Consider the following 21,837-nt stretch of genomic DNA (forward strand, 5'->3'; position numbering starts at 1 on the left):
ATAAAGGAGTTTTTTCTATGGGAAATTTCCACGCTACAACGATATTTGCAGTTCATCATAATGGAGAATGTGCAATGGCTGGAGATGGTCAGGTAACGATGGGGAATGCTGTTGTAATGAAACATACAGCTCGCAAAGTTCGCAAACTTTTCCAAGGGAAAGTTTTAGCTGGTTTTGCAGGATCAGTTGCTGATGCATTTACTCTTTTTGAAATGTTTGAAGGGAAATTAGAAGAGTATAATGGCAATTTGCAGCGCGCTGCAGTTGAGATGGCGAAACAATGGCGTGGTGATAAAATGCTACGTCAGCTAGAAGCAATGCTCATTGTCATGGATAAAACAACGATGCTCCTTGTTTCAGGTACAGGAGAAGTGATTGAACCAGATGATGGTATTTTAGCAATTGGTTCAGGCGGACATTATGCACTTGCTGCTGGTCGTGCTTTAAAGCAACATGCAAGTGAACATTTAACAGCGAAACAAATTGCGAAGGCCAGTTTAGAAATTGCAGGCGATATTTGTGTTTATACGAACCACAACATAATTGTTGAAGAATTGTAGAATCGTAAGGGAGGCATTTTATATGCATTTACATTTTACTCCGCGTCAAATTGTGGAAAAATTAGATCAATACATCATCGGTCAAAAAGATGCAAAGAAAGCGGTTGCTGTAGCTCTACGAAATCGATACCGTCGCAGTAAATTAGTTGAAAATTTACGTGATGAAATTGCACCTAAAAACATTTTAATGATTGGACCGACAGGTGTTGGTAAAACAGAGGTAGCACGGCGAATGGCGAAACTCGTTGGAGCACCTTTTATTAAGGTTGAAGCGACGAAATTTACAGAAGTTGGATATGTGGGTCGAGATGTAGAGTCGATGGTCCGCGACCTTGTTGAAACGTCTGTTCGCATTGTGAAAGAGGAAATGGTAGTTAAAGTTCAAGATAAAGCAGAAGAGCAAGCGAATCAACGTCTTGTTGAAATTTTAGTGCCGAGTCCGGAGAAACAATCTGGATTTAAAAATCCATTAGAAATGCTTTTTGGTGGTAATCAAAATTCAAACCAAACATCTGATGCACAGGAAGATGATGAAATCGAAAAGAAACGTCAAGATGTGGAAAGAAAGCTTGCGGCAGGCCTTCTTGAAGATGAAGTGATATCGATCGAAGTGACGGAACAACAGTCTTCTATGTTTGATATGTTGCAAGGAACTGGCATGGAGCAAATGGGAATGAATTTCCAAGATGCACTAGGAAGTATCATGCCGAAAAAAACGAAAAAACGTAAACTTTCTGTAAAAGAAGCAAGAAAACTCTTGACAAATGAAGAGGCACAGCGCTTAATTGATATGGATGAAGTTACACAAGAGGCTGTTTATCGTGCTGAACAGCTCGGGATTATTTTTATCGATGAAATTGACAAAATTGCTGGTAAGCAGTCGAATAGCGTAGATGTATCGCGTGAAGGTGTGCAACGTGACATTTTACCGATTGTAGAAGGGTCGAATGTAGCAACGAAATACGGATCAGTAAAAACGGATTATATTTTATTTGTTGCAGCTGGAGCGTTCCATATGTCTAAACCGTCGGATTTAATTCCGGAATTGCAAGGGAGATTTCCGATTCGAGTAGAATTAACAAAATTATCGGCGGATGATTTTGTTAAAATATTAATCGAGCCTGACAATGCGCTAATTAAACAGTACACGGCGTTATTAGCGACTGAAGGTATAGAAATTGAATTTTCAGACGAAGCTATTCGTAAGATTGCTGAGATTGCTTATCAAGTTAATCAGGATACAGATAATATTGGAGCGAGAAGACTTCATACTGTTATGGAGAAGCTCCTTGAAGATTTATCGTTTGAGGCATCTGAAATTACGTTAGAGAAAATAACGATAACACCTCAATATGTTGAGGAAAAATTAGCGACAATAGCTAAAAATAAAGATGTGAGCCAGTTTATTTTGTAATAGTGTCATCAGGTGACTCGCCCTAGTTTCCAAGTGATGAAAAAATATGTAAGTAACATGTAGGAGGAAATTTTGAAATGGAATTATTAGCAAAAACGAGAAAATTAAATGCGTTATTACAGAGCGCAGCAGGAAAGCCTGTAAACTTTAGAGAGATGTCTGACACAATGTGTGAAGTAATTGAAGCGAACGTGTTCGTTGTAAGTCGTCGCGGTAAATTATTAGGATATGCGATTCACCAACAAATCGAAAACGAACGTATGAAGCACATGCTTGCAGAGCGTCAATTCCCAGAAGAGTATACGCAAAGTTTATTCAATGTTACAGAAACATCTTCAAATTTAGGTGTGGATAGTGACTACACAGCATTCCCGGTAGAAAATAGAGAATTATTCGGTCAAGGTTTAACTACAATCGTACCAATCGTTGGTGGCGGTGAGCGTCTAGGTACACTAGTATTAGCTCGTCTTGGTCAAGAGTTCTTAGACGATGATTTAATTCTTGCTGAATACAGCTCAACTGTTGTAGGTATGGAAATCTTACGTGAAAAAGCAGAAGAAATCGAAGAGGAAGCACGTAGTAAAGCTGTTGTTCAAATGGCGATTAGCTCATTATCTTACAGTGAGTTAGAAGCAATCGAGCATATCTTCGAAGAATTAAATGGAACAGAAGGTTTACTTGTTGCAAGTAAAATTGCTGATCGCGTGGGAATTACTCGTTCGGTAATCGTAAATGCACTACGTAAATTAGAAAGTGCTGGTGTTATTGAGTCTCGCTCTTTAGGTATGAAAGGAACATACATTAAAGTGCTAAACGACAAGTTTCTACAGGAACTTGCTAAATTAAAAACAAACTAATTTATAAAAAAACTCTCCTCGCTTGAGGAGAGTTTTTTGTTTTTTTAAGTGAATGATTTTGCTTACGTAAGGCGTCATGACAACATTCATTAGAAAACTATTAATTAACCTTCAATTCCTTGCTTAAAGGAATTGAAGGTTGGTAATACTAGAATTTGAGCGTGAAAAAAAGAAAGTTTTACATTGTTCGCATTTTCGACTTGATTGTAATATTTCAGTATGATATAGTAAGCAGTGGTGTCAGTACAAAGTACACACGTTTACTGATTTAAGTGTTGGTGCTACGTTCGTAGTTTCGCTTAGAGATGAAGTAAACGGAGGATATCAAAAAACCATTTAGGAGGAACTAAATTATGTCAGTAATTTCTATGAAACAATTGCTTGAAGCTGGTGTTCATTTCGGACATCAAACTCGTCGTTGGAACCCAAAAATGAAGCGTTACATCTTCACAGAGCGTAACGGTATCTACATCATCGACTTACAAAAAACTGTGAAAAAAGTTGAGGAAGCTTACAGAACGATGCGTGACATCGCTGCTGAAGGTGGAGACATTTTATTCGTAGGTACTAAAAAACAAGCACAAGAAGCTATTAAAGAAGAAGCAACTCGTGCTGGTATGTACTTCGTTAACCAACGTTGGTTAGGTGGAACTTTAACAAACTTCCAAACAATCCAAAAGCGTATCAAGCGTCTTAAAGATATCGAAAGAATGCAAGAAGATGGTACTTTCGAAGTACTTCCTAAGAAAGAAGTTGTTCAACTTAAAAAAGAGTTAGAGCGTCTTGAGAAATTCTTAGGCGGTATTAAAGATATGAAAGGTCTTCCAAGTGCATTATTCGTAGTAGACCCTCGTAAAGAGCGTATTGCAGTTGCTGAAGCGCGCAAATTACACATTCCAATCATCGGTATCGTTGATACAAACTGTGATCCAGACGAAATCGATCACGTTATCCCAGCAAACGATGATGCAATTCGTGCTGTAAAACTTCTTACATCTAAAATGGCAGACGCGATCCTTGAATCAAAACAAGGTGAAGAAACTGTTACTGCGTAACAAATTTGGAAAGGTGATAAGGGGTTCGGCCTTTTATCACCTTTTTTAAGGTATAAATACATATTTTAGGAGGATGAAAAACATGGCAATCACTGCACAAATGGTAAAAGAACTTCGTGAAAAAACTGGCGCAGGTATGATGGACTGCAAAAAAGCTTTAACAGAAACTAACGGCGACATGGAGAAAGCAATTGACTTCTTACGTGAAAAAGGTATTGCGAAAGCTGCTAAAAAAGCAGACCGCATCGCTGCTGAAGGTTTAACTTTCATCGAAACAAAAGGTAACGAAGGTTTAATCTTAGAATTAAACTCTGAGACTGATTTCGTTGCGAAAAACGAAGGTTTCCAAGCGTTAATTAAAGAATTAGCTGCTCACTTATTAGCTAACAAACCTGCTAACGTTGAAGAAGCTATGGCTCAAACAATCGAAGGCGGCAAAACAGTAGAAGAGCACATCAACGAAGCAATCGCTAAAATTGGTGAAAAACTTACACTTCGTCGTTTCGAAATCGTATCAAAAACTGATGCTGATGCATTCGGCGCTTACCTACACATGGGTGGACGTATTGGTGTATTAACAGTTCTTGAAGGTTCTACTGATGAAGCAGCTGCTAAAGATGTAGCAATGCACATCGCAGCAGTTAACCCTAAATACATCGACCGCGATGCTGTAACAGCTGAAGAAGTTGAGCATGAGCGTCAAGTATTAACACAACAAGCTTTAAACGAAGGCAAGCCTGAAAAAATCGTTGCGAAAATGGTAGAAGGCCGTCTTGGCAAATTCTTTGAAGAGATTTGCTTACTTGACCAAACATTCGTTAAGAATCCTGACATGAAAGTTCGTCAATTCGTTGAGTCTAAAGGCGGAACATTAAAAGGATTCGTTCGCTACGCTGTTGGTGAAGGTATCGAAAAACGCGAAGACAACTTTGCTGAAGAAGTAATGAACCAAGTAAAAGGTAACAACTAATACAGATTAGGGAACACATTGTGTTCCCTTTTTTAAAATAAAGATGTAAGCAATTGGAGGTTCATTATGAGTAAACCGAAATATAATCGTGTCGTTTTAAAGCTGAGCGGAGAAGCTTTAGCTGGCGAGCAAGGATTTGGAATTAACCCAGCTGTTATTAAGTCAGTTGCGGAACAAGTGAAAGAAATTGCAGAACTTGATGTAGAGGTTGCAGTTGTTGTTGGTGGCGGTAACATTTGGCGTGGGAAAATTGGAAGCGAAATGGGCATGGATCGTGCAGGAGCAGATTACATGGGCATGTTAGCAACAGTTATGAATTCATTAGCTCTTCAAGATAGCTTAGAGAATATCGGAATTCAAACTCGCGTACAAACTTCAATTGAGATGCGTCAAGTGGCAGAGCCTTACATTCGTCGTAAAGCAATTCGTCACTTAGAGAAAAAACGTGTTGTTATCTTTGCTGCAGGTACAGGTAACCCATACTTCTCTACAGATACAACAGCAGCATTACGTGCAGCTGAAATCGAAGCGGACGTTATTTTAATGGCGAAAAATAATGTGGATGGCGTATATAGTGCAGATCCATCTATTGACCCAACAGCTACGAAATACGAAACACTTACTTACTTAGATGTATTAAAAGCAGGTTTAGGTGTAATGGATTCTACAGCTTCTTCTTTATGTATGGATAATGATATTTCATTAATTGTATTCTCGGTTATGGAAAAAGGTAACATTAAACGTGCCGTTTTAGGCGAAAATATTGGAACAGTTGTAAGGGGGAAATAAATTATGGGACAACAAGTATTGAAGTCTTCAAATGAAAAAATGGAAAAAGCAGTTGCTGCTTATTCTCGTGAATTAGCAACAGTTCGCGCTGGTCGTGCAAGCTCGTCTGTATTAGATAAGGTACAAGTTGATTACTATGGTGCACCAACACCAGTTGTGCAATTAGCGAACATTACAGTTCCAGAAGCACGTTTGCTTGTAATTCAACCTTATGATAAAACTTCTATCGGTGATATTGAAAAAGCAATTTTAAAAGCAGATTTAGGCTTAAACCCTTCTAATGATGGAACTGTAATTCGTATTGCATTCCCTGCATTAACAGAAGAGCGTCGTCGCGATCTTGTAAAAGTTGTGAAGAAATATGCTGAGGAAGCAAAAGTTGCTGTTCGTAACGTACGTCGTGACAGTAATGATGACCTTAAGAAGCTTGAAAAAGCTGGCGACATTACAGAAGATGATTTAAGAGGATATACTGAAGATATCCAAAAAGAAACAGATAAATATATTGCAAAAGTTGACGAAATCGCAAAAAACAAAGAAAAAGAAATTATGGAAGTGTAATAGCGATAATTTCGCAAATATGACCCTCTTCTTAAGGGGGTCTTTTTACACTTTTAGGCATACGTCTGCTTGTTGGAGGGTATGAATGATGTTTAAAAAGTTTCCTTTTTTTAAAAGTAAAAAGGTCACATCGTTTGATCATCTCATTGAAAAAGTGAAAAAAGGATATATCCCAGAACATATTGCTATTATTATGGATGGTAATGGAAGATGGGCAAAGAGAAGAGCCATGCCTCGCATTGCTGGTCATCATGAAGGTATGCAAGTTGTGAAGAAAATCACAAAATTTGCAAGTAAGCTTGATGTGAAAGTATTAACTCTTTATGCTTTTTCGACTGAGAACTGGAAAAGACCGAAAAAAGAAGTTGATTATTTGATGAAGCTTCCAGAAGAATTTTTAGGTGCATTTTTACCAGAGTTGCTTGAAGAAAACGTACAAGTCCGAGTAATAGGGCAAAAAGATCGTCTTCCTACGCATACGCGCAGAGCGATGGAAAAAGCCATGGAAGATACGAAAGAGAATACGGGATTAATTCTTAATTTCGCGTTAAACTATGGAAGTCGAGATGAAATCGTTTCTGCTGTGCAACATATGATGAAAGATAGTGAGGAAGGAAAAATTCGTTCGGAAGAAATAAGTGAAGAAAAGATTTCTTCTTACTTAATGACGAGTTCTTTACCTGATCCAGAGTTGTTAATCCGTACAAGCGGAGAGCTACGTATTAGTAATTTCATGTTATGGCAAATTGCTTATTCGGAATTTTGGTTTACAGATGTGTATTGGCCAGATTTTACCGAGGAACATTTGCTAAATGCGATTACAGACTTTCAACATAGAGGGCGCAGATTCGGAGGCGTGTAGAAAGAGAGGGTTTGGTAGTGAAACAGAGAATTATTACTGGAGTGATTGCTGCCGCGCTATTCATTCCCATCGTAATTTACGGTGGCGTGCCTTTTACAGTTTTAGTGTATGCACTTGCTTCTATAGGTTTATATGAATTAATTCGTATGAACAAGCTTACGCTTATTTCGGTACCAACAGTTTTAGCTGCAGTATTATTGTGGATTATTTTAATTCCGAGTAGTGCATCAGAACTGTTTACGTGGATTGGGTTAGGTAAATTAGAAATCACATTTGTGATTGTTTTATTACTTTTATCATATACAGTCCTTTCTAAGAATACATTTACTTTTGACAATGCTTCATTTTTACTTATGGCAACGACATATGTTGGAATGGGATTCTTATATTTAAATGAAACGAGAATATTAGGAATCAAATATGTGTTCTGTGCACTATTTGTCATATGGGCAACTGATTCAGGTGCATATTTCATAGGAAAAGCATTTGGAAAAAGAAAATTATGGCCAGAAATTAGTCCGAATAAAACGATTGAAGGTTCATTAGGCGGTATTGTTTGTGGAATTGTTGTTGCACTTGTTTACAATATGTTCTTCCCAGTTGAAGCGAATGTAGGAGTTTTAATCGTTCTGACGATTATCATTTCTATTTTTGGACAAATTGGTGATTTAGTGCAATCTGCATTTAAACGCCATTATGGTGTAAAGGATTCAGGTACAATTTTACCTGGACATGGTGGTATTTTAGATCGAACAGATAGTTGGTTATTTGTGTTACCAATTCTATACTTCTTATTACAATACAATTAATAAATGAACGAGGGGTTGGAGTCATGAAAAACATTAGTTTACTAGGTGCAAGCGGATCAATCGGTACACAAACATTAGATGTGTTACGCTCGCACCCAGACCAATTCCGTCTCGTTGCTTTTTCTGTAGGGAAAAATGTTGATTATGCAGTAAAGGTAATTCAAGAATTTTCCCCGCAAATTGTCTCTGTGCAAAGAGAGGAAGATGTTTTAAAATTACAAGCTGTTTCTGGTAATACAAAAGTAGTATATGGTAGCGAAGGCTTATTAGAAGTAGCGCTGCACCCAGATACAGAAATTGTAGTGAATGCTGTTGTAGGTAGCGTAGGGTTGTTACCGACACTCCGCGCAATTGAGGCGAAAAAAACAATTGGAATTGCAAATAAAGAAACGTTAGTAACTGCAGGGCATCTTGTAATGGAAGCAGCACGAAAACATAATGTATCGTTACTTCCAGTAGACAGTGAACATTCAGCTATTTTTCAATGCTTGAATGGTGAAAATGAAAAAAGAATCTCTCGCTTAATTATAACTGCTTCAGGCGGAAGTTTTCGTGATAAAACGAGAGATGAATTGCATCAAGTGACCGTAGAAGATGCACTTCGTCATCCAAACTGGTCAATGGGTTCGAAAATTACAATTGATTCTGCTACAATGATGAATAAGGGGCTAGAAGTAATTGAAGCACACTGGCTTTTTGGTATCCCTTATGAGCAAATCGATGTTGTTCTACATAAAGAAAGTATTATTCATTCTATGGTTGAATTTGAAGATCGTAGTGTAATGGCACAGCTTGGCTCACCTGATATGCGAGTACCGATTCAATACGCGCTTACATATCCTGATAGATTGCCTCTTTCAGACACGAAACAGTTAAATTTATGGGAAATGGGAACATTGCATTTTGAGAAAATGAATCAAGAGCGTTTCCGTTGTCTACGTTTTGCGTATGAAGCTGGAAAGACAGGTGGAAGTATGCCGGCTGTAATGAACGCGGCAAATGAAGTAGCTGTTGAAGCTTTTTTACAAAAGAGAATTGGTTTCTTAACAGTGGAAGACCTCATTGAAAAAGCAATGCACCATCACACTGTCATTGCACGTCCGAGCTTAGAGGAAATTCAGGAAATTGACGCAGCCACAAGACGGTTTGTGATGGAACAAATTTAGCAAAGGTGGTTATGGAATTGAATACAGCGATTGCCTTTATATTAATTTTCGGTGCACTCGTATTTTTCCATGAGCTAGGGCATCTATATTTCGCAAAAAGAGCAGGTATTTTGTGCCGCGAGTTCGCGATTGGTTTTGGTCCGAAAATATTCTCATTTGAAAAGAATGAAACGGTGTATACGATTCGATTACTGCCCCTTGGTGGCTATGTAAGAATGGCTGGCGAGGATGCGGACACAGTTGAGTTAAAACCTGGAAAAAAGGTTGGACTTGTATTAAATGAAAAAGACGAAGTTGTGAAATTAGTTTTTGACGGACATGAAAAATATCCAAATGTTCGTGTCATTGAAGTCGAACAAGCTGATTTAGAGCATAATCTTACAATTTTGGGTTATGAAGAGTACGAGGAAGAGCTGCAAACATTCCGAGTAAATGAAAAAGCTCGTATCATTTCTGTGGGAGAAGAAATTCAAATCGCTCCGTACAATAGACAATTTGGCTCTAAAAAATTGGGCCAACGTGCTCTAACAATCTTTGCAGGTCCTGCAATGAACTTTATTCTAGCATTTGTTATTTTTGTGATTCTTGGATTTGTACAAGGAGTTCCTGTTGACAAACCAATGGTCGGAAAAGTAATGGAGAATAGTGCTGCAGAACAAGCTGGATTAAAAGAAAACGATACGATTCAAGCAATCAATGGGAAGAACACTAGTACATGGAAAGATGTTGTAACGATTGTACGTGAAAACCCAAATAAAGAAATTACGTTACATGTAAAGCGTGATAGTGAGCAATTTAATGTGAAAGTAACACCAACGCTTGATAAAGAAGGAAAAGACGAAGTTGGTAGAATTGGTGTTTATTCTCCTGTAGAGAAAACAGTGATGGGTTCTATTAAATCAGGGTTTGAACAAACATACGAATGGACGAAACTAATTTTTGATTCTCTTGTGAAATTAGTAACGGGTCAATTTTCTATTAATGAGTTGTCAGGTCCAGTAGGAATTTATAATCTAACAGATCAAGTTGTAGATTATGGATTTACGCGTGTACTAAGTTTAGCGGCAGTTTTAAGTATTAACCTTGGTTTATTTAATTTATTACCAGTCCCAGCTTTAGACGGTGGACGTTTGTTCTTCTTCTTAATTGAAGCATTACGAGGAAAACCAATTGATCGTCAAAAAGAAGGAATGGTTCACTTTATTGGGTTTGCATTATTAATGTTGCTTATGTTAGTTGTAACATGGAATGACATCCGTAAGTTTTTCTTGTAAAATAAGAAGAAGTTTATAATGAAATAGAGCTCATAGAATAAAATCCCTCACCTAACTCGAGGTGAGGGGTTTTATTGCGTGTAAGAGTAAAATGAAGAGGTGCGAATAAATGAAACAAAGTATGGTATTCAGTCCTACATTACGTGAAGTTCCAGCAGATGCTGAAATTAAGAGTCATCAATTATTACTTCGCGCAGGGTTTATGCGTCAAAATGCTTCTGGTATTTATAGTTTTCTACCATTTGGTTTAAAAGTGTTACACAAAGTAGAACGTATTGTTCGTGAAGAAATGGAGCGCGCAGGGGCAGTAGAACTATTAATGCCAGCTATGCAAGCTTCTGAATTATGGCAAGAATCAGGTCGTTGGTATTCTTACGGATCAGAATTAATGCGTATGAAAGATCGTAATGCTCGCGAGTTTGCGCTAGGGGCAACTCATGAGGAAGTAATTACAGATCTTGTACGTGATGAAATTAAATCATACAAAAAACTACCATTAACATTATATCAAATTCAAACAAAATTCCGTGATGAGCAAAGACCACGTTTCGGTTTATTACGCGGAAGAGAATTTTTAATGAAAGATGCGTATTCTTTCCATGCAACACAAGAAAGTTTGGATGAAGTATATAGCGGTTTATACAAAGCGTATTCTAATATCTTTGCTCGTTGTGGTTTGAATTTCCGTGCAGTTATCGCTGATTCTGGAGCAATGGGTGGAAAAGATACACACGAATTTATGGTGTTATCTGATGTAGGTGAAGATACAATTGCGTATTCTGATACATCTGATTATGCGGCAAATATTGAAATGGCTCCTGTTGTTGCTACGTATACGAAGAGTGATGAAGCCGAAAAAGCACTTGAAAAAGTAGCAACTCCAGATCAAAAAGCTATTGAAGAAGTATCTGCATTCTTAAATATCGCAGCGGAAAAATGCATTAAATCTATGGTGTTTAAAGTAGATGCGAAATTAGTAGTAGTACTTGTTCGTGGCGATCATGAAGTCAATGATGTAAAAGTGAAGAATGTATACGGAGCTTCAGTCGTTGAGCTTGCTTCACATGAAGAAATAAAAGAGTTATTAAACTGTGAAGTGGGTTCTTTAGGACCGATTGGTGTTACAGGGGATATCGAAATTATCGCTGACCATGCTGTAGCATCAATTGTCAACGGATGTTCAGGAGCGAACGAAGAAGGATTCCATTATGTAAATGTAAATCCAGAACGTGACTTTAAAGTAAGTCAATATACAGATTTACGCTTCATCCAAGAAGGAGACCAATCTCCAGATGGAAATGGAACAATTCTTTTCGCACGTGGAATTGAAGTTGGTCATGTATTCAAATTAGGAACTCGTTATAGTGAAGCAATGAACGCAACGTTCCTAGATGAAAACGGAAAAACAAAACCACTTATTATGGGTTGTTACGGTATCGGTGTATCTCGTACAGTGGCAGCAATTGCAGAGCAGTTTAATGATGAGAATGGTTTAGTTTGGCCAAAATCTGTTGCACCGTTCCATGTGCATGTAATTCCAGTAAATATGAAATCTGATGCACAACGTGAAATGGGTGGAAATATCTATAACTCATTACAAGAGCAAGGATACGAAGTATTACTAGATGATCGTGCAGAACGTGCGGGTGTTAAATTTGCAGATGCAGATTTATTCGGCCTTCCAGTTCGTGTTACAGTTGGTAAAAAAGCAGATGAAGGTATTGTAGAAGTGAAAGTACGTGCTACAGGCGAGTCTGAAGAAGTGAAAGTAGAAGAACTTCAAACATATATTGCTAATATTTTAAAATAAGAAGAGGTACCTCGTAATGAGGTACCTTCTCTTTCTTTGTAAACGTATTTTGTAAAAGAAGAAGGAAGAAATCTTTCTTTGTAGTACGTTTCAATTTATAATAGCAAATGGAAGGAGAGTGCTTATGTCATTAACAAATGAACAACAAGAGCGATTTCAAATTTTGCTCCAACAGTTGCAAATACCAGAAGACCTTATAAATCAATATTTACATGGCGGTGGTATTGAAAAGCTAGTTATTGATAAAGCGAATAAAAGTTGGCATTTTGACTTACAAGTGCCACGTATTTTGCCGACAGAATTATATGAGTTGCTAGAAACAAAGCTTAAGCAATCATTTTCTCATATTGCAAGAACAACATTTGCATTAGAAGCAGAGAATAAACAATTTACAGAAGAAGAAGTGAAGGCATATTGGCCGCTTTGTACAGAACGAATTACATTTTCACCTATGTTCGCGTACTTAAAGAAGCAACTTCCGCAGGTCAATGGCGTGAAGTTGCTATTAAATGTGAATAATGAGCTGGAATCTACTACTTTAAAGAAAAACGTTGCGAAACCAGTAGGTGATCAATACGAAGCTTTTGGATTCCCGCGTTTTCAGTTAGACACACATATAAAGCAAAATGCAGAAGAAATGCAAAAGTTTCGTGAGCAAACACAGGAAGAAGATCGTCAACGAGTTATACAGGCTATGGAAGAGATGGCTAAAAGGCAAGCTGAAGAAAGTGATGTTGTTCATGAAGGACCAGTTGTGCTTGGTTATCTTATTAAGCCAGATGAAGAGATTACGCCGCTGCGTGAAATTCAAGATGAAGAAAGAAGAAAAACCGTTCAAGGGTATGTTTTCCATGTAGAGACGAAAGAACTTCGTAGTGGACGTACATTATTAACTTTAAAGATAACTGACTATACGGACTCTATTATGATTAAGATGTTCTCACGTGATAAAGAAGATATCCCGATGTTACAATCCTTGAAAAAAGGAACTTGGGTAAAAGCGCGTGGTTCAGTTCAAAATGATACATTCGTGCGTGATTTAGTTATGATCGCAAATGATATAAATGAAATAACGGGACCTTCTCGTAAAGATAAAGCAAAAGAAGGGGAAAAAAGAGTAGAACTTCATCTTCATACTCCAATGAGTCAAATGGATGCTGTTACTTCTGTGTCTAAGCTCGTTGCCCAAGCCGGAAAATGGGGGCATGAGGCTATTGCAGTTACAGACCATGCTGTTGCACAGTCGTTCCCAGAAGCATATTCTGCTGGTAAAAAGGCTGGAGTTAAAGTTCTATATGGTGTAGAAGCAAATTTAGTTAATGATGGTGTGCCGATAGCATATAACGAAGCACATCGTCTACTTGCAGAAGAAACATATGTTGTCTTTGACGTTGAGACAACAGGGTTATCTGCTGTATATGATACAGTCATTGAGTTAGCTGCTGTAAAGGTAAAAGGTGGAGAAATTATTGATCGCTTTGAATCTTTCGCAAATCCTCATCAACCATTATCGGCGACGATTATTGAATTAACAGGTATTACAGATGATATGTTAACTGATGCACCAGAAGTGGACGAAGTGTTTAAAAAGTTTGAGGAATGGATGGGTGACCATACACTTGTTGCTCATAACGCAAGCTTCGATATGGGCTTTATTAACGTAGGTTTTAAAAAGGCTGGGATAGAAAAAACGAAAAATCCAGTTATTGATACGTTAGAACTTGCACGGTTCTTATTCCCAGAAATGAAAAATCATCGATTAAATACGATGTGTAAAAAGCTTGATATTGAATTAACGCAACATCACCGTGCGATTTATGATACAGAAGCAACGGGATATTTACTTGTGAAGATGTTAAAAGATGTGATTGAAAAGGGATTTGAATATCACGATCAACTAAACGATAGTATGGGACAAGGGGATGCGTATAAACGTGGGCGTCCAAGTCATCTGACGTTACTTGCCACATCAGATGTTGGGTTGAAAAACTTATATAAACTTGTTTCATATTCTCACTTGAATTACTTTTATCGTGTACCACGTGTACCACGATCACTATTAAAAAAATATCGCGAAGGCATTTTAGTAGGAACAGCTTGTGACAAAGGTGAAGTATTTGAAGCTATGATGCAAAAAGCGCCTGAAGAAGTAGAAGAAATTGCACAGTTTTACGATTACATTGAGGTTATGCCTCCCGAAGTGTTACGTCATTTAGTGGAACGTGAACTCGTTCGAGATGAAGGACAGTTAAAAACAATAATTTCTAACTTAGTAAAACTAGGTGAGACGTTAGATAAGCCAGTTGTTGCTACTGGGAATGTGCATTATTTAGATCCAGAGGACGCGATATATCGGAAAATTTTAGTCAGTTCGCAGGGAGGAGCTAATCCGTTAAATCGCCATTCATTACCGCCTGTACATTTCCGTACAACAAATGAAATGCTAGATTGTTTTTCATTCTTAGGTGAAGACAAAGCAAAAGAAATTGTTGTGACAAATACACACAAGATCGCGTCATTAATTGGTGATGTTCGTCCAGTAAAAGATGATTTATACACACCGAAAATTGAAGGTGCTGATGATGAAACACGTGATATGAGCTATATAATGGCAAGAAGTATCTATGGAGATGAACTACCGGAAATTGTAGAAGCTCGTTTGGAAAAAGAATTGAAAAGTATTATTGGACATGGATTCGCCGTTATTTATTTAATTTCACATAAGCTTGTGAAAAAATCGTTAGTGGACGGTTATCTAGTAGGTTCGCGTGGATCGGTAGGTTCATCATTTGTTGCAACGATGATGGAAATTACAGAAGTAAACCCATTACCACCGCACTATGTATGTCCAAAGTGTAAACAATCAGAGTTCTTTAATGACGGTTCTGTAGGTTCTGGTTTTGATTTACCAGATAAAGAATGCCCAACATGTAATGTTCCATATGTGAAAGATGGGCATGACATTCCTTTCGAAACGTTCCTTGGATTTAAAGGGGATAAGGTACCGGATATCGATTTGAATTTCTCCGGAGAATACCAACCACGCGCCCATAACTATACGAAATTACTGTTCGGTGAAGATTATGTATACCGCGCAGGAACAATTGGTACGGTTGCGGAAAAAACCGCTTATGGGTATGTGAAAGGTTATGCTAATGATCATAACTTAACAATTCGAAATGCAGAGATTGATCGCTTAGTTGCGGGATGTACAGGTGTAAAGCGTACGACCGGACAGCATCCAGGTGGTATTATCGTTGTACCAGATTACATGGATATTTTTGACTTTTCACCAATTCAGTTTCCGGCTGATTCAATAGGTGCTGAGTGGAGAACAACGCACTTTGACTTCCACTCAATTCATGATAATTTATTGAAACTTGATATATTAGGACACGATGATCCGACTGTTATTCGTATGCTTCAAGATTTAAGTGGTATTGACCCGAAAACAATCCCAACGGATGATCCAGAAGTAATGAAAATTTTCTCTGGTCCAGAGTCTTTAGGGGTAACGGAAGAACAAATTAACTGTAAAACAGGTACACTTGGTATACCAGAGTTTGGTACGAAATTCGTAAGACAAATGTTAGAAGAAACGAAACCAACGACGTTTTCAGAGCTTGTCCAAATTTCTGGACTGTCCCATGGTACAGATGTATGGTTAGGTAATGCGAATGAATTAATTTATAACGGTACGTGTACACTGAGTGAAGTTATCGGTTGTCGTGATGACATCATGGTATATTTAATTTATCAAGGCTTGGATCCATCATTAGCCTTCAAAATCATGGAGTCGGTGCGTAAAGGTAAAGGTGTACCAGAAGAATGGGAAGAGGAAATGAGAAATAACAATGTACCAGGTTGGTATATTGATTCATGTAAGAAGATTAAGTACATGTTCCCTAAAGCCCATGCGGCTGCTTACGTACTTATGGCTGTACGTATTGCATACTTTAAAGTACATTTCGCACTTTTATTCTATGCGGCATATTTTACAGTTCGTGCAGATGACTTTGATGTAGAGGCGATGGCGAAAGGTTCAGCATCCATACGTGTAAAAATTGATGAAATTGCACAAAAAGGATTGGATGCAGCACCGAAAGAGAAGAGTTTATTAACGGTACTAGAAATGACACTTGAAATGTGTGAGCGTGGTTATTCATTCCAAAAGGTTGATTTATACCGCTCGCATGCAACCGAATTTATAATTGATGGGGATACTTTAATTCCTCCATTTAATGCAGTTCCCGGTCTTGGTACAAACGCAGCTTTCAGTATTGTTGAAGCTCGTAAAAATGGTGATTTCTTATCAAAAGAAGACTTACAGCAGCGCAGTAAGGTTTCTAAAACGATTATTGAGTATTTAGATGGTCAAGGTTGTCTAGGAGATTTACCGGATCAAAACCAATTGTCACTGTTCTAATAGGTAGGAAAAATCTTTGCAAATCAACATTTGCTATGGTATACTATAAACCGAGATAACCATGTCATGTATATTTTGTGAAAAAGAGAGTGGGGAAACCCACTCTTTCGTGTTACTATCTACATTTTGCTTATGTAGATAGTAAAGATATTTCTGTCGTATATACATATTTTGTTACAAGTTTTACTTCTTAAATTTGGTAATACTAAGACAGATATTCCCTGCTTAACGGCAGGGGCTTTTGTTAGCTAACGAGAAAGAATAAGATAGACCGTCTTTATGAACGGGATCTTTTCTTGTAAATGGTACATGGCGGCAGGAAGGAGGCTGTTTATGGATAAGAAAGTCACAGAAATTGTAGAAGCATTTGCGCAGCCAATCGTTGAAGAGTTAAATCTTGAACTTGTAGATGTAGAGTATGTGCAAGAAGGACAAGACTGGTTCTTACGCGTATTCATCGATTCTGAAAAGGGAGTCGAAATTGAAGAATGCGGTGCGGTAAGTGAACGTTTAAGCGAAGCTTTAGATAAAGAGGATCCAATTCCTCATCTTTACTTTTTGGATGTATCATCTCCTGGAGCGGAACGTCCATTAAAGAAAGAGAAAGACTTCCAGCAAGCGGTAGGAAAACAAGTGGCAATTAAAACATATAAGCCGATTGATGGTGAGAAGATGTTTGAAGGAAAGCTACTTTCCTACGACGGTAATACAATTACACTACTATTAACAATTAAAACACGTAAAAAAGAAATCCAAATTCCAATGGATAAAGTTGCAAATGCGCGACTTGCTGTTACGTTTTAGTAAGAAGGGGGATCTTCATGAGCACTGAGTTGTTAGATGCTTTGCTCGTATTAGAGTCAGAAAAAGGTATTAGCAAAGATATTATTATTGATGCGATTGAAGCAGCATTAATCTCTGCTTATAAACGCAATTTTAACCAAGCACAAAACGTTCGTGTGAGCTTTAACCCAGAAGTGGGAACAATTCAAGTTTTAGCACGTAAGGACGTTGTAGATAATGTGTTTGATCCACGTCTTGAAATCTCTGTAGAAGAGGCAAGACAAATTAATCCAAACTACCAAGATGGTGACGTACTAGAAATTGAAGTAACGCCAAAAGATTTTGGTCGTATTGCAGCGCAAACTGCAAAACAAGTTGTAACACAACGAGTTCGTGAGGCGGAACGTGGTGTAATTTATTCAGAATTTAGTGATCGTGAAGAAGACATTATGGTTGGTATTGTACAGCGCCAAGATGCTCGTTTCATCTATGTAAGCTTAGGTAAAGTAGAAGCTTTATTACCTGTAAGTGAGCAAATGCCAAATGAGCAATATAAACCACATGATCGTATTCGCGTATTTATTACAAAAGTAGAAAAGACAACAAAAGGACCACAAATTTACGTATCACGTACACATCCTGGTCTTTTAAAACGTTTATTCGAAATGGAAGTTCCAGAAATTTATGATGGAACTGTAGAAATTCGCTCTGTAGCACGTGAAGCAGGCGACCGTTCTAAAATTTCTGTATATGCAGAGAATATCGATGTTGATCCAGTAGGTTCTTGTGTAGGACCGAAAGGACAACGTGTACAACGCGTTGTAGATGAACTAAAAGGTGAAAAGATTGACATCGTTCGCTGGTCGAATGACCCAGTTGAATATGTTGCAAATGCTTTAAGTCCATCACAGGTTGTTAAAGTACTTGTAGATGAAGCAGAGAAAGCAACAACTGTTGTTGTTCCAGACCACCAGCTTTCATTAGCGATTGGTAAGCGTGGACAAAATGCGCGTCTTGCAGCTAAATTAACAGGCTGGAAAATTGATATTAAAAGTGAGTCTGATGCGAAACAACTTGGTATTGTGACAGAAGAAGATAGCGTAATCGCATTCGGATTCGATTCAGCTGAAGACGAAATCGAATAGAGGTGATGAGTATGAGCAATCGAAAAGTTCCGTTACGAAAATGTATTGCGACGCAAGAGATGAAATCAAAACGAGAGCTAGTTCGCATTGTTCGTTCCAAAGAGGGCGAAGTGTCTATTGATTTATCAGGAAAAAAATCAGGACGAGGTGCATATTTATCAAAAGATAAAGAAAGCATTATTCAAGCCCAAAAGAAAAACATTTTGGAACATCATCTAAAAGCGAAAATCGACAGTTCTCTGTACGAAGAGCTTCTTGAGCTTGTTGAGAAGGAGTCGAAATAAGTGTCTGATTGGAAATCATTTTTAGGACTAGCAAACCGCGCTCGAAAAATTATTTCGGGTGAAGAACTCGTTTTAAAAGAAGTACGAAGTGGCAAAGCAAAGCTAGTATTGCTTTCTGAAGATGCGTCAGCGAACACTACAAAACGTATCATTGATAAAACCACGTACTACAACATACCAATGAGAAAAGTCGAAAATCGACAACAATTAGGGCATGCGATTGGGAGAGACGAGCGAGTCGTTGTAGCTGTTTTAGATGAAGGCTTTGCGAAAAAGCTACGTAGCATGCTCGATACAAATTACCGGGGGTGAAGGTATGAGTAAAATTCGAGTACATGAATATGCAAAAAAAAATAATATCTCAAGTAAAGATCTTATGACAAAACTAAAAGAGATGAATATCGAGGTTTCGAATCATATGACAATGTTAGAAGATGAAGTAGTAAACAAATTAGATAATCAATATAGCGCTGGAGCGGAAAAACCTTCTGTTGCAGATGAGTTTGAAGTAGAAGAGAAAGTTGTTCGCAGTAAAAAGAACAGCAATAAGAATAAGAAAAAAGGCAAAGCAAATGAAGATAAACGTCAAGATAACTTTGCTGGAAGACAACAAACACCAATAGTAGAAACACCAGATAAAATCACTTTCTCTGGAAGCCTTACAGTAGGTGACCTTGCTAAAAAGTTAAGCAAAGAGCCATCTGAAATTATTAAAAAGCTCTTCATGCTAGGAATTATGGCGACAATTAACCAAGACTTAGATAAAGATACAATTGAGTTAATTGCTACTGATTACGGTATTGAAGTAGAAGAAGAAGTAGTTGTAAGTGAAACTGAATTTGAAACATTCATCGATGAGCAAGATGATGAAGAAAACTTAAAAGAACGTCCAGCTGTTGTTACAATTATGGGACACGTTGACCATGGTAAAACAACATTGCTTGACTCTATCCGTAATTCAAAAGTAACTGCTGGCGAAGCTGGTGGAATTACTCAGCATATCGGTGCATACCAAGTTGATGTAAATGATAAGAAAATTACGTTCTTAGATACACCAGGTCACGCGGCATTTACAACAATGCGTGCTCGTGGTGCACAAGTAACAGATATTACAATTCTTGTTGTTGCAGCTGATGACGGTGTTATGCCACAAACAGTTGAAGCGATTAGCCATGCGAAAGCAGCTGGAGTACCAATTATTGTTGCTGTGAATAAAATGGATAAACCAGCGGCAAATCCTGATCGTGTAATGCAAGAATTAACAGAATATGAATTAGTTCCAGAAGCTTGGGGCGGAGACACGATTTTCGTACCAATTTCTGCGATTCAAGGCGAGGGAATTGACAACTTACTAGAAATGATCCTTCTTGTGAGTGAAGTAGAAGAATATAAAGCAAATCCAAATCGCTATGCAGCTGGTACTGTAATTGAAGCACAGCTTGATAAAGGTAAAGGAACTATCGCGACATTACTTGTTCAAAATGGTACACTTCGAGTTGGAGATCCAATTGTTGTTGGAACATCATTCGGTCGTGTTCGTGCAATGGTAAGTGATATTGGTCGTCGTGTAAAAGTTGCTGGTCCATCAACTCCTGTTGAAATTACAGGTTTAAATGAAGTGCCACAAGCGGGAGATCGTTTCATGGCATTCGCTGATGAGAAGAAAGCTCGTCAAATCGGTGAATCACGTGCACAAGAAGCATTAGTTGCACAACGTGGTGAGAAATCTAAATTCAGCCTGGAAGATTTATTCCAACAAATCCAAGAGGGCGATGTAAAAGAAATTAATTTAATTGTGAAAGCAGACGTACAAGGTTCTGTAGAAGCAATGGCAGCATCACTTCGTAAAATTGATGTTGAAGGCGTAAAAGTGAAAATTATCCATACAGGCGTAGGTGCGATTACAGAATCTGATATTATTTTAGCTTCTGCATCTAATGCAATTGTAATTGGATTTAACGTACGCCCTGATGTGAATGCGAAGCGTACAGCTGAATTAGAGAAAGTTGATGTTCGTTTACACCGTATTATCTATAAAGTAATCGAAGAAATTGAATCAGCAATGCAAGGTATGCTGGATCCAGAATTCGAAGAAAAAGTAATCGGTCAAGCGGAAGTTCGTCAAACATTCAAAGTAACAAAAGTTGGAACAATCGCAGGTTGTTACGTAATAGACGGTAAAATTACACGTGATAGTGGCGTTCGTATTATCCGTGATGGCGTAGTAGTCTTCGAAGGAAAACTTGATACGTTAAAACGTTTCAAAGACGATGTAAAAGAAGTTGCACAAAACTATGAGTGTGGTATAACAATTGAGAGATATAATGATCTTAAAGAAGGGGACATCATTGAAGCATACGTTATGGAAGAAGTGAAGCGATGATTATCGCTTCACTCTCATTCGAGTGTATGATTTACGATGTGCATTCTTTAAAAGAGAAACGAGCAATTTTGCAACGTGTGTTAACTCGTGTGAAACAGCGCTATAATGTAGCTGTTTCTGAAGTTGGGCATCAAGATGTATGGCAACGTACAGAAATTGCAATTGTTTCCGTATCCTCAAATCGTGTTGTCTGTGAAAAAGAAATGAATCGTGTACTTGAGTATATCGATTCATTTCCTGAAATTGAACGTACGATAACACATTTGGAATGGTATTGAATGAGGTGAAGAGTTATGAAATTACGTGCGAACCGTGTGGGCGAGCAAATGAAAAAAGAATTAGGCGACATTATCAGTCGTAAAATTAAAGACCCACGTATTGGATTTGTTACAGTAACAGATGTACAAGTGAGTGGAGATTTACAAATTGCTAAAGTATACATTTCTGTTTTAGGTGACGAAGAACAGAAAGAAAATACATTAAAAGGTTTAGCGAAGGCAAAAGGCTTTATTCGTTCAGAAATTGGCCAACGTATTCGTCTTCGTAAAACACCAGAAATTACCTTTGAGTTTGATGAGTCTATCGGATATGGTCATCGAATTGATACACTTTTACATGAAATTAATAAAGACGGTAAACGTGAAGAATAATGGATAGACATTTGTCTATCCATTTTTTCAATGTAAAAT

At 37.8% G+C, this 21,837-nt stretch carries 20 protein-coding genes; all 20 read left to right on the forward strand.

Annotation, left to right across the window (positions count from 1 at the left end; translation table 11 throughout):
• Nucleotides 1-17 precede the first annotated feature (17 nt).
• The 20 genes from hslV to rbfA all read left to right on the forward strand — a co-directional run bounded on the left by hslV (nt 18) and on the right by rbfA (nt 21,798).
• Complete coding sequence (hslV, locus tag BG05_RS12760; RefSeq protein ID WP_002014538.1) at nt 18-560, forward strand: ATP-dependent protease proteolytic subunit HslV; 543 nt, start codon at nt 18-20, stop codon at nt 558-560.
• Nucleotides 561-582: 22 nt separating this feature from the next.
• Entirely contained in the window at nt 583-1,974 is a 1,392-nt protein-coding gene (gene hslU, locus BG05_RS12765; protein ID WP_002014539.1) for an ATP-dependent protease ATPase subunit HslU, read from the forward strand.
• A gap of 77 nt (nt 1,975-2,051) precedes the next feature.
• Nucleotides 2,052-2,831 (forward strand): GTP-sensing pleiotropic transcriptional regulator CodY, encoded by a 780-nt coding sequence (codY, locus tag BG05_RS12770; protein ID WP_002014541.1) that lies wholly within the window; start codon nt 2,052-2,054, stop codon nt 2,829-2,831.
• Nucleotides 2,832-3,184: 353 nt separating this feature from the next.
• Nucleotides 3,185-3,886, forward strand: coding sequence for a 30S ribosomal protein S2 (gene rpsB / locus BG05_RS12775; RefSeq protein WP_002185070.1), 702 nt, complete (start codon nt 3,185-3,187; stop codon nt 3,884-3,886).
• A gap of 82 nt (nt 3,887-3,968) precedes the next feature.
• The gene (gene tsf, locus BG05_RS12780; RefSeq protein WP_002185071.1) at nt 3,969-4,856 is read left to right on the forward strand and encodes a translation elongation factor Ts; all 888 of its coding nucleotides are present in this window, start codon (nt 3,969-3,971) and stop codon (nt 4,854-4,856) included.
• Nucleotides 4,857-4,922: 66 nt separating this feature from the next.
• Nucleotides 4,923-5,645: a UMP kinase gene (pyrH, locus tag BG05_RS12785; RefSeq protein ID WP_002014544.1), complete on the forward strand. Its 723-nt coding sequence runs from the start codon at nt 4,923-4,925 to the stop codon at nt 5,643-5,645.
• A 3-nt stretch (nt 5,646-5,648) separates the two neighbouring features.
• A complete protein-coding gene (gene frr / locus BG05_RS12790; RefSeq protein WP_000531506.1) occupies nt 5,649-6,206 on the forward strand; it encodes a ribosome recycling factor in 558 nt (185 codons plus the stop codon).
• 85 nt (nt 6,207-6,291) lie between these two features.
• Nucleotides 6,292-7,068: an undecaprenyl pyrophosphate synthase gene (locus tag BG05_RS12795; protein ID WP_002185072.1), complete on the forward strand. Its 777-nt coding sequence runs from the start codon at nt 6,292-6,294 to the stop codon at nt 7,066-7,068.
• A gap of 17 nt (nt 7,069-7,085) precedes the next feature.
• Nucleotides 7,086-7,877 (forward strand): phosphatidate cytidylyltransferase, encoded by a 792-nt coding sequence (cdsA, locus tag BG05_RS12800; protein WP_002088171.1) that lies wholly within the window; start codon nt 7,086-7,088, stop codon nt 7,875-7,877.
• 23 nt (nt 7,878-7,900) lie between these two features.
• The gene (dxr, locus tag BG05_RS12805; RefSeq protein WP_002014547.1) at nt 7,901-9,043 is read left to right on the forward strand and encodes a 1-deoxy-D-xylulose-5-phosphate reductoisomerase; all 1,143 of its coding nucleotides are present in this window, start codon (nt 7,901-7,903) and stop codon (nt 9,041-9,043) included.
• A gap of 17 nt (nt 9,044-9,060) precedes the next feature.
• Nucleotides 9,061-10,317 (forward strand): RIP metalloprotease RseP, encoded by a 1,257-nt coding sequence (rseP, locus tag BG05_RS12810; RefSeq protein ID WP_002185073.1) that lies wholly within the window; start codon nt 9,061-9,063, stop codon nt 10,315-10,317.
• 109 nt (nt 10,318-10,426) lie between these two features.
• On the forward strand, nt 10,427-12,127 hold the full coding sequence (locus BG05_RS12815) for a proline--tRNA ligase (RefSeq protein ID WP_002128803.1): 1,701 nt from the start codon (nt 10,427-10,429) through the stop codon (nt 12,125-12,127).
• Nucleotides 12,128-12,251: 124 nt separating this feature from the next.
• Nucleotides 12,252-16,553, forward strand: a complete 4,302-nt coding sequence (locus tag BG05_RS12820) for a PolC-type DNA polymerase III (protein ID WP_002185075.1) — start codon at nt 12,252-12,254, stop codon at nt 16,551-16,553.
• Between the two features lie 333 nt (nt 16,554-16,886).
• A complete protein-coding gene (gene rimP, locus BG05_RS12825) occupies nt 16,887-17,357 on the forward strand; it encodes a ribosome maturation factor RimP (protein ID WP_002088165.1) in 471 nt (156 codons plus the stop codon).
• A gap of 17 nt (nt 17,358-17,374) precedes the next feature.
• Nucleotides 17,375-18,481, forward strand: a complete 1,107-nt coding sequence (nusA, locus tag BG05_RS12830; RefSeq protein ID WP_002014554.1) for a transcription termination factor NusA — start codon at nt 17,375-17,377, stop codon at nt 18,479-18,481.
• Nucleotides 18,482-18,492: 11 nt separating this feature from the next.
• Nucleotides 18,493-18,765, forward strand: a complete 273-nt coding sequence (gene rnpM / locus BG05_RS12835) for an RNase P modulator RnpM (protein ID WP_002088161.1) — start codon at nt 18,493-18,495, stop codon at nt 18,763-18,765.
• Complete coding sequence (locus BG05_RS12840) at nt 18,766-19,077, forward strand: YlxQ family RNA-binding protein (protein ID WP_001286519.1); 312 nt, start codon at nt 18,766-18,768, stop codon at nt 19,075-19,077.
• Between the two features lie 4 nt (nt 19,078-19,081).
• Nucleotides 19,082-21,148, forward strand: a complete 2,067-nt coding sequence (gene infB / locus BG05_RS12845) for a translation initiation factor IF-2 (protein ID WP_002014558.1) — start codon at nt 19,082-19,084, stop codon at nt 21,146-21,148.
• Nucleotides 21,145-21,426: a DUF503 domain-containing protein gene (locus BG05_RS12850; RefSeq protein ID WP_002088157.1), complete on the forward strand. Its 282-nt coding sequence runs from the start codon at nt 21,145-21,147 to the stop codon at nt 21,424-21,426. The genes infB and BG05_RS12850 overlap by 4 nt, the downstream gene beginning before the upstream one ends.
• Before the next feature lie 15 nt (nt 21,427-21,441).
• Nucleotides 21,442-21,798, forward strand: coding sequence for a 30S ribosome-binding factor RbfA (rbfA, locus tag BG05_RS12855; protein WP_000776437.1), 357 nt, complete (start codon nt 21,442-21,444; stop codon nt 21,796-21,798).
• Nucleotides 21,799-21,837 lie beyond the last annotated feature (39 nt).

Origin of the sequence: Bacillus mycoides, from assembly GCF_000832605.1 — a bacterium.
In the GTDB taxonomy this organism is placed as follows: Bacteria; Bacillota; Bacilli; order Bacillales; family Bacillaceae_G; genus Bacillus_A; species Bacillus_A mycoides.

Bases quoted from the DNA above. Each gene is read 5' to 3' on its own strand.
- hslV (WP_002014538.1), top strand. From the start codon at position 18: ATGGGAAATTTCCACGCTACAACGATATTTGCAGTTCATCATAATGGA.
- hslU (WP_002014539.1), top strand. From the start codon at position 583: ATGCATTTACATTTTACTCCGCGTCAAATTGTGGAAAAATTAGATCAA.
- codY (WP_002014541.1), top strand. From the start codon at position 2,052: ATGGAATTATTAGCAAAAACGAGAAAATTAAATGCGTTATTACAGAGC.
- rpsB (WP_002185070.1), top strand. From the start codon at position 3,185: ATGTCAGTAATTTCTATGAAACAATTGCTTGAAGCTGGTGTTCATTTC.
- tsf (WP_002185071.1), top strand. From the start codon at position 3,969: ATGGCAATCACTGCACAAATGGTAAAAGAACTTCGTGAAAAAACTGGC.
- pyrH (WP_002014544.1), top strand. From the start codon at position 4,923: ATGAGTAAACCGAAATATAATCGTGTCGTTTTAAAGCTGAGCGGAGAA.
- frr (WP_000531506.1), top strand. From the start codon at position 5,649: ATGGGACAACAAGTATTGAAGTCTTCAAATGAAAAAATGGAAAAAGCA.
- BG05_RS12795 (WP_002185072.1), top strand. From the start codon at position 6,292: ATGATGTTTAAAAAGTTTCCTTTTTTTAAAAGTAAAAAGGTCACATCG.
- dxr (WP_002014547.1), top strand. From the start codon at position 7,901: ATGAAAAACATTAGTTTACTAGGTGCAAGCGGATCAATCGGTACACAA.
- BG05_RS12815 (WP_002128803.1), top strand. From the start codon at position 10,427: ATGAAACAAAGTATGGTATTCAGTCCTACATTACGTGAAGTTCCAGCA.
- BG05_RS12820 (WP_002185075.1), top strand. From the start codon at position 12,252: ATGTCATTAACAAATGAACAACAAGAGCGATTTCAAATTTTGCTCCAA.
- rimP (WP_002088165.1), top strand. From the start codon at position 16,887: ATGGATAAGAAAGTCACAGAAATTGTAGAAGCATTTGCGCAGCCAATC.
- nusA (WP_002014554.1), top strand. From the start codon at position 17,375: ATGAGCACTGAGTTGTTAGATGCTTTGCTCGTATTAGAGTCAGAAAAA.
- rnpM (WP_002088161.1), top strand. From the start codon at position 18,493: ATGAGCAATCGAAAAGTTCCGTTACGAAAATGTATTGCGACGCAAGAG.
- infB (WP_002014558.1), top strand. From the start codon at position 19,082: ATGAGTAAAATTCGAGTACATGAATATGCAAAAAAAAATAATATCTCA.
- BG05_RS12850 (WP_002088157.1), top strand. From the start codon at position 21,145: ATGATTATCGCTTCACTCTCATTCGAGTGTATGATTTACGATGTGCAT.
- rbfA (WP_000776437.1), top strand. From the start codon at position 21,442: ATGAAATTACGTGCGAACCGTGTGGGCGAGCAAATGAAAAAAGAATTA.